Genomic DNA, 10145 nt, shown 5'->3' with positions numbered 1-10145 from the left:
GCGGCGGGGCCCGCGCTCGGATCCGGTCCTATCACCGGCCCGGCGGCGGGGGTCCGGCCGGGGGCCCGTTCGGGCAGGTCGGCGCCGGGCCTTCCCGTCGGTCGCGCCGGGGGACCCGGCCGCGGAAGGCGCGCCGGTAGGCGTCCGGGGGCACTCCCACGGTGCGGTGGAAGTGTCGGCGCAGCGTCGCGGCGGTGCCCATGCCCACGGCCGCCGCGATGGGCTCGACACCGTCGTCCGTGGTCTCCAGCAGTTCCTGGGCGCGGCGGATGCGCTGCTCCAGCAGCCAGCGCAGGGGCGTGGTGCCGGTCAGCGACCGGAAGTGGCGCGCCAGGTTGCGCGAGCTCATGTTCGCCCGGCGGGCCAGGTCCTCCACCGTCAGCGGTAGCTCCAGCCGTTCGGCCGCCCAGGGCAGCAGATCCGCGACCGGGTGGCCGTCCCGCACGGGGACCGGGGCGGCGACGAACTGGGCCTGGCCCCCTGGCCTGTGCGGGGGCACGACCAGGCGGCGGGCGGCGGCGTTGGCGACCGCCGAGCCGTGATCGACGCGGATCAGGTGCAGGCACAGGTCCACGGCCGCGGCCTTGCCCGCGGAGGTGAGCACCCTGCCGTTGTCGACGTAGAGCACGGCGGGGTCGACCTCCACCCGCGGGTACCGGGAGGCGAGCTCGCCGGTGTGGGCCCAGTGGGTGGTCGCGCGCAGCCCGTCGAGGAGGCCGGCCTCGGCCAGCACGAACGCGCCCGTGCAGAGGGAGACCACACGCGCTCCGGCCCTGTGGGCGGCGCGCACCGCGTCGACCAGCACGGCCGGCGGGCGCTCGTCCACGTCGGCCAGGGCGGGCACGACCACCGTCCCGGCACTCGCCAGCCGGTCGAGCCCGTGGTCCGGTTCCAACAGGAACCGTCCGGCCCGCACCGTTCCGGAGCCGCACAGGGCGATGTCGTACCAGGGGGCGGCCGTGCCCGGCGGCGCGGTGCCGAAGACCTCGCACGCGGCGGCGAGCTCGAAGTGCAGCATTCCGTCGGTGAGGGCGAACGCGATCGAGGGCATGTCCGAAAGTGTACGCATGGTGGCGTTCCGGACGCTGGCGGCGGTTCGCCGGCGCGGCCATGATCTTCCTGACGGACAGTTCGAGCCCCAGGGGGAACCGATGGGATCAGGATTCGCGGTGGCGGTGGTCGGCGCCTCCGGGCACACCGGGCGGTTCGTGGCGGCGGAGCTGCGCCGCCGCGGCCACACCCCCGTCCTCGTCGGGCGCGACGCGGGCAGGCTGCGGGACCTGCGGGCGTCCCACCACCCCGGGGCGCCCGCCCGGGCGGCGTCGATGGACGACCCTGCCTCCCTCGACCGGGCGCTGGAAGGCGCGGACGCCGTGGTCAACTGCGCCGGGCCCTTCGCCGTGACCGCGGCGCCGGTGGTCGGGGCGGCGCTGCGCGCGGGCGTCCCGTACGTGGACGTGGCGGCCGAGATCGAGGCGAACAGGGACACGTTCACGCACTTCGAGCAGGACGCCCGCGAGGCGGGGGTCGCGGTGGTGCCCGCCATGGCTTTCTTCGGCGGGCTCGGCGACCTGCTGGCCACGGCGGCGGCGGGTGACTGGGGCGGGGCCGACGAGGTGCACGTCGCCTACGGGCTGAGCGGCTGGGCCCCCACGGAGGGGACCCGCGCCGCGGGGCGGGTGTCCCGGCGGAGGAGGGACGGCCGGCGGGTCGTCTTCGCGAACGGGAGGCTGGAGTACCGCGACGGCGCCCCTCCGGCCGCCGAATGGGCGTTCCCAGAGCCGCTGGGCACACGTGCGGTGGTCGGCGAGTTCACGATGGCCGAGGTCACCACGATCCCCCGCCACCTGGACGTCCGCGAGGTGCACACGTACATGACGGTCGAGGCGGCCACGGGCCTGTCGGCCCCGGCCGCGCGGACGCCGGCCGGGGCGGACGGTCCCGACCGGCCTGCGGAGACCTTCCTCGTGGACGTCCTCGTGCGCTCGGGCGGCACCGAGCGGCGCGCGTTCGCCACCGGCCGGGACATCTACGCCGTGTCCGCGCCGCTCGCGGTGGAGGCGGTGGAGCGGATCCTCACCGGGCGGACCGGGGCCACCGGTGTGGCCTCCGCGGGTGAGATGTTCGACGCGGCGGACTTCCTGCGCGCCCTGTCCCCGCACGTGGCGACGGGCCCGCTCCACGGAGAGCGGGCGCCCGGCGCGGAGCCCCCGGCCGCGGCGCCGTAGCGGCGGCCGGGACCGGTGGCGGTCGCCCGGCGGGGACTCAGGTCCCCTCGATGCGCGACAGCCAGGTGGCCAGCAGCGCTTCGAGCCGCTCGGCCTCCTCGGCGGTGAGGGCTTCCAGGAGGCGCCGCTCGTCCTGCATGTGCTCGGTGAAGGCCTGGTCGATGAGCGTCCTGCCCGCCTCGGTGAGCGTGACCGTCCGGCCCCGGCCGTCCCCCTCGGCCCGGCGGCGGGTGACGAGTCCGGCCTCCTCCAGCCGGTCGAGCCGCTTGGTCATGGCCCCGGTGGTGACCATCGTGAACCGGGCGAGTTCGCCGGGCGCCCGCTCGCAGGGCCCTCCCGCGCGGCGCAGCGCGGCGAGGACCTCGAACTCTCCCTCGCTCAGCCCGTGACGGCGGTAGACGACGCACAGCCGGTCGCTCAGGTGGGAGCCGATGCGGTGCAGCCTGCCGATCACCCCCTGCGGGGACACGTCCAGGTCGGGGCGCTCGCGTTCCCACTCGGCCTGGATACGTGTGACGCGGTCGTACTGCTCCATGCCCCCAGTGTAGCTTCCGAGGAAGCTACTATAGCTTCCATGGAAGCTACATGGCGGTGGGCCCTCGTGACGGCGGTCACCCCCGTGGCCTGGGCGGGCACGTCCCACGTGACGCGGCGCTTCCTCCCCGCGGGCCGCCCGCTGCACCGGTCGGCGCGCAGAGCCCTGCCCGCCGGGCCGCCGCTTCCCGCAGTGCGCCGAACGCTCCCGCACGCCCCGGCGGGGCCCCGGTGAACGGCGGTACCGGTGGGACCCGGCCGTGCCCTGCCGCTGCCCGGCGGGGCACGGCCCCCGCCGGGCAGCGGCCCCCGTGCCGGGCCTCAGCCGCCGGACCCGCCCGGCGCCACGGCCTCCAGGTCGTCGACGCTGCCCGACATGATCGTGCGCACGTGCTCGGTGATGTGCTCGGCGGGCCAGTCCCACCAGGCCACCGCCAGCAGGCGGTCCACGGTCCCGGCGTCGAAGCGGGTGCGGATGAGCCGGGCGGGGTTGCCGCCGACGATCCCGTAGTCGGGCACGTCGGAGGTGACGACGGCTCCGGAGGCGATGACCGCCCCGTGGCCGATCCGCACGCCGGGCATCACCGTCGACCCGTGGCCGAACCACACGTCGTGGCCGACCACCGTGTCCCCCCGGCCCGGCAGCCCGGTGATGAGGTCGAAGTGCTCCGACCACGAGCCGCCCATCGTGGGGAAGGGGAAGGTCGAGGGGCCGTCCATGCGGTGGTTGGCGCCGTTCATGATGAACCGGGTCCCGGTGCCCAGCGCGCAGAACCGGCCGATGACCAGCTTCTCCGGCCCGTAGTGGTAGAGCACGTTGCGCGTCTCGAACGCGGTCGGGTCGTCGGGGTCGTCGTAGTAGGAGTACTCCCCGACCTCGATGAGCGGGGACGTCACCAGGGGTTTGAGCAGTACCACACGCGGCTGCCCGGGCATCGGGTGGAGCACGGTCGGGTCGGCGGGCACGGGCATGGCGGGATATCCCTCGGGTCGTGGGGTGTCGGACCGTCCGATGATCCCAACACGGGACGCGCCGGTCCAGGCGTTTGCGACCTGCGGGTCCGCGCGGGCGCCCCCCGCGCGGGCGCCGCTCCGGGCCGGGACGGCGCAAGGGTGGGTGTGTCAGGGCCTCCCTCCGGAGGTCCCCGGATCCTAGCCTGGAGGGGCGGGGGCGGTCCGGGTGCCGTCCGCACCGCTCCCCCGGCGGGGAGCACGGCCCCCTGCCCCCGGGCGCCCTCCGGAACGCCGTACCGCACGCCCCCGCACCCGTCCGGCGCGGGGGACGGCGGCCGGCCGGGGAGCGGCCCCGCGGGGGCGCGGACCGTGCGCGGTCCACCGGATCTCGCTCCGCCACCGCGTGCATGCGATTCCCCCCTGTAGGACACCTCGAACGGAAAGCGAGTTGACGAGACGCCGATGACGTGGACTCCCGAAGAGTTGACGCTGTACTCCTCCACCGAGGAGATCGTCCTGACGGTCGCGCACGGCAGGCGTGTGCTGAGGCGCGGCCGGAGGGTCTGGGTGGTGCGCGAGGGGGACGACCTCTACGTCCGCTCCCTGGGCGGCCACGCCTCCGACTGGTACCGGAGCGCGCGGATCCACCGGAAGGGCACGGTCCGGGCCGCGGGCCTGCGCAGGAACGTCGTCTTCGAGCCCGCCGACCCCGGGACGCGTGAACGGGTCGACGCCGCCTACCGGCTCAAGTACGGCCACTACGCCGCGGCCTTCCTCGACACGGTGACCGGGGACCAGGCGGCCTCCACGACGCTCCGGCTCGTGCCGTGCGCCACGCGGACGCAGGCGCCGGCGTGCTCCGCGGCCGCGCTCCCGGCCGGCCGCGGCTCCCGGATCCGCTCCCCGCTGGGCCCGGCCGGGCGCTGGCACGCCCTGTTCGAGCGCCCGCGCCGCCAGGAGGAGAAGGCCTGAGGCGGCCGGGACGGCCGAATCCGACCGCGGCCGACCGCCACAGGCTGGGTTCATGTCGTTTCCGCATGGGACTGGTCGTTTCCGTCTTGGACGGTATCGGCGTCCGGGCCCAGACTACGGACAGGGCCCGGAAAGGGGCAGGTCGCAGCGGGTCGTGTCCCGCCGTGTCCGCCCTTTCCGACCCTGTCCGTTCCGCGCCGCCCGGTCCTCCGGGCGGCGCGCACCAGACCACGAGGAGACGCACATGTTGTTCCCCACCGCCCGCAGGACCGGGTTCGCGGCCCTGGCCGCGCTCGCGCTCGTCCCCGCCGCGGCCTGCTCCGGCTCCGCCGCGCCCGCCGAGGCGGAGCCGGCGAGCGCGGAGGTGACGGCCGAGGACCTCTCCGGTGAGTTCGAGCGGCTGGAATCGGAGTTCGACGCCCGTCTCGGGGTCTACGCGGTGGACACCGGGACCGGGGAGGAGGTCTTCCACCGCGCCGACGAGCGGTTCGGCTACGCCTCCACCCACAAGGCGTTCACGGCGGCCCTGGTCCTGGGGCAGAACACCCCCGAGGAGCTGGAGGAGGTCGTCACCTACACCGAAGAGGACCTGGTCGACTACTCCCCCATCACCGAGCAGCACGTCGACACGGGGATGACCCTGCTGGAGGTGGCCGACGCCGCCGTCCGCCACAGCGACAACACCGCCGCGAACCTGCTGTTCGAGGAGCTGGGCGGACCCGAGGGGTTCGAGGAGGACATGCGGGAGATCGGCGACGACGTGATCTCGGCGGACCGGATCGAGACCGAGCTCAACGAGGTGCCGCCCGGTGAGACCCGGGACACGAGCACGCCGCGCGCCATGGCCGAGAGCCTGGACATGTTCGTGCTCGGGGACGTCCTGGAGGAGGGCCCGCGCGACGTGCTCACCGAGATGCTCCTCAACAACACGACCGGCGACGAGCTGATCCGCGCCGGAGTCCCCGAGGACTGGCGTGTCGGTGACAAGACCGGCGGCGGCAGCCACGGTTCGCGCAACGACATCGCCGTCGTCTGGCCCCCCGAGGACGACCCCATCGTCATCGCGGTCATGTCCACCCGCGAGCAGGAGGACGCCGAATTCGACAACGCCCTGGTCTCGGGGGCGACCGAGGTCGTCGTGGAGGCCCTGGCCCCGTAGGGCCCCCGGCCCGCGCCCGGGCACAGCTCCCGGGCCGGGTCCGTCCTCCGCGAGGGGGTGCCCAACACGCGGCGCGTGTGGGAGGGGTGGAACGCCGGGGAGTTCGCGGGATGAGCCTCCCGCACCGGTTCCGTCGCGACACGGCCGAGAGGCCCGGACGGGACCTCCGGGCGACCGGGGGATCACCCCCGGGTGCGCGCGCCCGGCGCCACCGCGACCGCGGCGGCCGAGAAGACCGCGCTCGCCGCGAACACGGCGGGCAGCCCCGCGGTGGTGATCACCGCGGCCATGAGGACCGGCGTGAGCGTGGTGCTGACGGCCTGGAGCCAGTTCTGCACGGCCAGGGCCCGCCCGGCCCACGCGGTCCCGGCGATCTCGGCGACGGCGGTGAAGGTCAGGCCGTTGTGCCACATCGTCAGCACGAGGCAGGCCAGCAGCAGCGGCACGGCCGTCCTGTCCCAGACCCCGGGCAGGAGGGCGAGGAGGACCAGGCAGACCCCGGAGACCGCCGCCAGCCACCGCACCGGCCGCATCCGGTCGCCGGTCCGGTCCGACCGGATCCCGAGCAGCAGGCGTCCCGCGGCGCCCGGCACCTGGGCCGCCGCGACCACCGCGCCCGCGGCGGGTGCGTCCCACCCCTGTTCCTGCACGAGGTAGACCACCGCGTACGTCATCAGCGCGACCTGGGGGACGCCGAGGAGCATGCTCACGCCGTGCACCCGCCAGATCGGGCGGCGCCGGTACGGCGACCCGGCGGCGGGAGGGGCCGCCTCCCCTCCTTCGGACGCGTGTCCGCGCGCGGGCCGGTGCGGGGGCGGGCCCGGCGCCACGGCCAGCAGGAGCGGCACCGCCAGGAGCGCGAGCACTGCCGGGAGCGTCATCGCCGCGACGAACCCCCACGCGTCGGCGGCGCCGGGCAGCACCAGGGCAGAGATCCCCACGCCCAGCGGGAGCGCCGACTGGCGGATCCCCATGGCCAGGCCCCGCTCCCCCGCGTCGAACCGGGCCAGGACCAGCCGGCCGCTGGCCGCGTTGACCGGGCCGCCGACCGCGCCCACGAGCGCCAGGACCACCGCCGCACCCCACACGTCCGTGACCAGCCGGAGCGCGCCGAGCGCACCCGCCGTGAGGACCAGGCTCAGCGCCATCGTCGACCGCTCCCCGACCCGGTCGATCACCACGCCCCACAACAGGAGGGTGAGGAGCAGGCCCAGGGACGGGAGCCCCGCCAGTACCCCCGCCTGCGCGGTCGTGACCCCGAAGGCTTCCCTCAGCTGCGGGAGCACGAGGGGGACGCCGAACATGGCGGACACACTGGCCACCTGCGCCACCATGCTGACGGAGAGGACGGTCCAACGGTTCCGTACGCGCACCCCGACAGCCTAGGCGCGGGACGCTCGGGGCCGGGTCGTCCGGCGCCCCTTCACCGGTCCCCGGGCCCGGGGGCGCGCGCGGGCGTAGCCTGCCATCCTGGAGCACACCCATGCCCACCGGACCGAGTACGGGGAGACACAGATGGCGGACGGGAAGAACCTGCCGGAGCGCAGTCGACAGGTGGTCGAGGCGCTCGCCCGGTTCGGGGCGCGGGACCGGGTGCGGGAACTGCCCGCGTCGACCCGCACCGCGGCGGAGGCGGCCGAGGCGCTGGGCTGCGAGGTCGGGGCGATCGCCAACAGCCTGGTGTTCATGGCCGACGGGAGCCCGCTGCTGGTGATGACGAGCGGACGGCACCGGGTGGACGTGGCCCTGCTGGCCGAGCGCCTGGGCAGGCAGGCCATCAGGCGGGCCGAGCCCGGGGAGGTGCGCGCCGCCACCGGCCAGGTGATCGGCGGGGTGGCTCCCGTGGGCCACCCGGCGCCCGTCGAGACGGTCGTGGACACCGCGCTGGAGGAGTACCCGCGGCTGTGGGCGGCCGGCGGCACCCCCAACACCATTTTCCCCACCGACTACGCGGAGCTGCTGAAGATGACGAACGGGACCCCGGTCGCCGTCAACTGACCGGGTGCGGAGCCGGGGCCGGCCCGGCGGCCCCGACGCCACGGCCCGGGCGGCCTCAGCAGCGTTCGCGCAGGACCGCGACGCCCTCGCCCTCCAGGTCGTCGCAGTACGCCGCGCGGCCGGTCATCGCCATGACGAGCGCCAGGGTCGGCCCGGAGACCGGGAGCCCGGAGCCGGTGGCGAAGGGGCCGTCCGTGGCGGCCAGGCGCAGCCCGCCGATCCTCCCCTTGGCCACGACCACGAGGTCGGTGCCGCTGTAGTACTCGGCCAGGCGCGTGAGCGTCTCGACGGGGTAGGCCCGGCCGATCCCCAGGGGACGGCGGATGTCCTCCCCGTGGACCACGGTCTCGCCCAGGCACGCCACGACCGGGCCGACGGGGGTGGTCGTGTTGGCCGCGACGCGGCGGAAGTTCTCCAGGGTCTCGGCCGGGCTCCCTCCGAGCTGTTCGGCCAGGCGCATCTCCACCTGCTTGTCGAAGTCGAACCTGCAGCGAATGACCCCCGCCATCCACCGGGCCCAGCTCAGCCCGGCGGCCGACGCCAGGTGGGCGAGGACCTCGCGGACGCTCAGACCGGTGCACAGGGACTCCGTGGCCCACTGCCGGTCGGTGAGGTCCGCGAGGTCGGCGGCGAGCGAGGCCCGTTCGGTGTGCACGGTCGGCCAGAGTGCGTTCATGCGGGGAGCCTAGGCTCCGGCACCGACATCCGGGCCGAGGCGCGTCCCCCCGCAGCGGATCCTCCGGGCGGCCGTCCGGGCGGCCGTCCGGGCGCCGGGGGCGGGGGGCGGGCCCGGGCGCGTTCCTCAGCCGCCGACCGCCCGGGCGACGGTGACGATGACGGTGCTCCCGGCCGTGAGAGGGCCTCGCGACCAGTCGCCGTGGCGCTCCTCGGCCTCCATCCCGGCACCGCGCAGGAAGGCGTCGACGCCCTCCGGGCCGAGGAACCGCAGGCGCCCCCTGTCGACCCGGAGCGGTTCGCCCTCCCCGGTCGCGGTGGTCTCGGAGAACGTGACCACGTCGCCCTCCACGGACTCGACCCGGTGCGACACGCGCAGCGCGCGGCCCCGGTGGTCGACCACGTCGGTGGCGTTGTCCGGGGTCCAGCGCTCCCAGGCACGGGCGAGGGGGTTGCGGGTGCCGAACACGAACCTCCCTCCGGGGACCAGCGCCCGCCGGATCGCGGCGAGCGAGGAACGGAGTTCGCTGTCGGACACGAGCGTCTGGAAGGCGTTGCCGGCCATGACCGCGAGCTCGAACTCGCGGTCCCACGCCATGTCCTCGGCGCGGCCCCCGACCCAGGCGACGTCGTCGCGCACGCGCGCCCGGCCGAGCGCGGCGGGGTCGGGGTCCAGCCCGCAGAGCCGGCCGCCGTGCCCGTTCTCGCGGGCGCGGCGCAGCAGTGTGCCGGTGCCGCACCCCACGTCCAGGACGGATGCGGAGGCCATGACGTGGGAGAGGTAGAAGTCGTCGCTCGGATCCCAGGGGTTGAGGACGTCGTAGAGGGCGGCCGTGTCGGCGTCGGAGTACATCGCCGCAGTGTCCTGTCGGACCGGCCCGTTCCGCCAGGGGTTTTCGGCCGGACCGGCCGCCGGAGCGGGAACCTCCCCGCGTACGCGAGGTGCGCTGCGGGCCCGGACCGGCTCCGGTGGTGCGCGCCCAGACCGCGCGAGGTGCGCGGCGTCCGGGCCGGTGGGGCCGCGGCGGCCCCGGGGTGTTCCCCGCGGCGGTCCGCCGCGGGGAACACCCGTCCGTCGCGCTCGGTCCCTAGGGCTGGTCACCGGTGTAGCGGTAGATGGCGCCGGCGGAGTTGACGCCCCACACCGTGCCGTCCGCGGCCGCGCTGATCTCCTTCAGCCCGCCGGGGATACCGACCCAGGGGTTGGCGTCGTCATTCGTGAAACGATAGATGCCACCGGCGGAGTTGACACCCCACACATTGCTCCGGGAACCGGCGGAGATTCCCGACAGACCGCCCGAGATTCCCTTCCAGTGGGACGAACCCAGATCACCCGTGTAACGGTAGATCTGGTTGTTCGCATTCACCCCCCACACCGTGCCGTCCGCAGCAGCACTGATGTCGACCAAACCCCCAGGAACATTGACCCAGGGGTTGGCGTCGTCATTCGTGAAACGATAGATGCCGCCAGCGGAGTTCACGCCCCACACATTGCTCCTGGAACCGGCGGATATCCTTGTCAGACTGCCGGAGATTCCCTTCCAGTGGGACGAACCCAGATCACCCGTGTAACGGTAGATCTGGTTGTTCGCATTCACCCCCCACACCGTGCCGTCCGCAGCAGC

The 10145-nt window shown here is 74.9% G+C and carries 12 protein-coding genes; 5 read left to right on the top strand and 7 right to left on the bottom strand.

Annotated features, from left to right (window positions below):
* Positions 1-31: 31 nt before the first annotated feature.
* On the bottom strand, positions 32-1051 hold the full coding sequence (locus ACWGL3_RS25660; protein ID WP_452461883.1) for a helix-turn-helix domain-containing protein: 1020 nt from the start codon (positions 1049-1051) through the stop codon (positions 32-34).
* A gap of 100 nt (positions 1052-1151) precedes the next feature.
* Here ACWGL3_RS25660 and ACWGL3_RS25655 point away from each other — a divergent pair, with 100 nt between their 5' ends.
* Positions 1152-2228 (top strand): saccharopine dehydrogenase family protein, encoded by a 1077-nt coding sequence (locus ACWGL3_RS25655; RefSeq protein WP_452461882.1) that lies wholly within the window; start codon positions 1152-1154, stop codon positions 2226-2228.
* Between the two features lie 37 nt (positions 2229-2265).
* Here the strand turns inward: ACWGL3_RS25655 and ACWGL3_RS25650 are convergent, their stop codons facing one another.
* Positions 2266-2763 carry a MarR family winged helix-turn-helix transcriptional regulator gene (locus ACWGL3_RS25650; protein WP_267949546.1) on the bottom strand — a complete coding sequence of 166 codons (498 nt, stop codon included), beginning with the start codon at positions 2761-2763 and terminating at the stop codon, positions 2266-2268.
* A gap of 39 nt (positions 2764-2802) precedes the next feature.
* Here ACWGL3_RS25650 and ACWGL3_RS25645 point away from each other — a divergent pair, with 39 nt between their 5' ends.
* Positions 2803-2997, top strand: coding sequence for a hypothetical protein (locus tag ACWGL3_RS25645; protein WP_452461881.1), 195 nt, complete (start codon positions 2803-2805; stop codon positions 2995-2997).
* A gap of 86 nt (positions 2998-3083) precedes the next feature.
* Here ACWGL3_RS25645 and ACWGL3_RS25640 read toward each other — a convergent pair whose 3' ends face one another.
* Positions 3084-3734: a CatB-related O-acetyltransferase gene (locus ACWGL3_RS25640; RefSeq protein ID WP_452461880.1), complete on the bottom strand. Its 651-nt coding sequence runs from the start codon at positions 3732-3734 to the stop codon at positions 3084-3086.
* A 444-nt stretch (positions 3735-4178) separates the two neighbouring features.
* On the opposite strand from ACWGL3_RS25640, the gene ACWGL3_RS25635 reads away from it, so the two are divergent.
* Both ACWGL3_RS25635 and bla read left to right on the top strand, forming a co-directional pair.
* Complete coding sequence (locus ACWGL3_RS25635; RefSeq protein WP_452461879.1) at positions 4179-4688, top strand: DUF2255 family protein; 510 nt, start codon at positions 4179-4181, stop codon at positions 4686-4688.
* Positions 4689-4932: 244 nt separating this feature from the next.
* Entirely contained in the window at positions 4933-5847 is a 915-nt protein-coding gene (bla, locus tag ACWGL3_RS25630; protein WP_267949542.1) for a class A beta-lactamase, read from the top strand.
* A 182-nt stretch (positions 5848-6029) separates the two neighbouring features.
* Here the strand turns inward: bla and ACWGL3_RS25625 are convergent, their stop codons facing one another.
* Positions 6030-7220: an MFS transporter gene (locus ACWGL3_RS25625; RefSeq protein ID WP_452461878.1), complete on the bottom strand. Its 1191-nt coding sequence runs from the start codon at positions 7218-7220 to the stop codon at positions 6030-6032.
* A gap of 142 nt (positions 7221-7362) precedes the next feature.
* Here ACWGL3_RS25625 and ACWGL3_RS25620 point away from each other — a divergent pair, with 142 nt between their 5' ends.
* Complete coding sequence (locus ACWGL3_RS25620; RefSeq protein ID WP_267949540.1) at positions 7363-7845, top strand: YbaK/EbsC family protein; 483 nt, start codon at positions 7363-7365, stop codon at positions 7843-7845.
* A gap of 55 nt (positions 7846-7900) precedes the next feature.
* Here ACWGL3_RS25620 and ACWGL3_RS25615 read toward each other — a convergent pair whose 3' ends face one another.
* The 3 genes from ACWGL3_RS25615 to ACWGL3_RS25605 form a co-directional block, all read right to left on the bottom strand.
* Complete coding sequence (locus tag ACWGL3_RS25615) at positions 7901-8521, bottom strand: maleylpyruvate isomerase family mycothiol-dependent enzyme (RefSeq protein ID WP_267949539.1); 621 nt, start codon at positions 8519-8521, stop codon at positions 7901-7903.
* 126 nt (positions 8522-8647) lie between these two features.
* Positions 8648-9373: a class I SAM-dependent methyltransferase gene (locus tag ACWGL3_RS25610; protein WP_267949538.1), complete on the bottom strand. Its 726-nt coding sequence runs from the start codon at positions 9371-9373 to the stop codon at positions 8648-8650.
* A 235-nt stretch (positions 9374-9608) separates the two neighbouring features.
* Positions 9609-10145 (bottom strand): tectonin domain-containing protein (locus ACWGL3_RS25605; RefSeq protein WP_452461877.1); only part of this gene is annotated, 537 nt, incomplete at its 5' end.

It is taken from the genome of Nocardiopsis sp. NPDC055824 (assembly GCF_053616335.1).
Note: the sequence above shows the minus strand (reverse complement) of the source record. Positions and strands in the feature narration are given on the sequence as shown.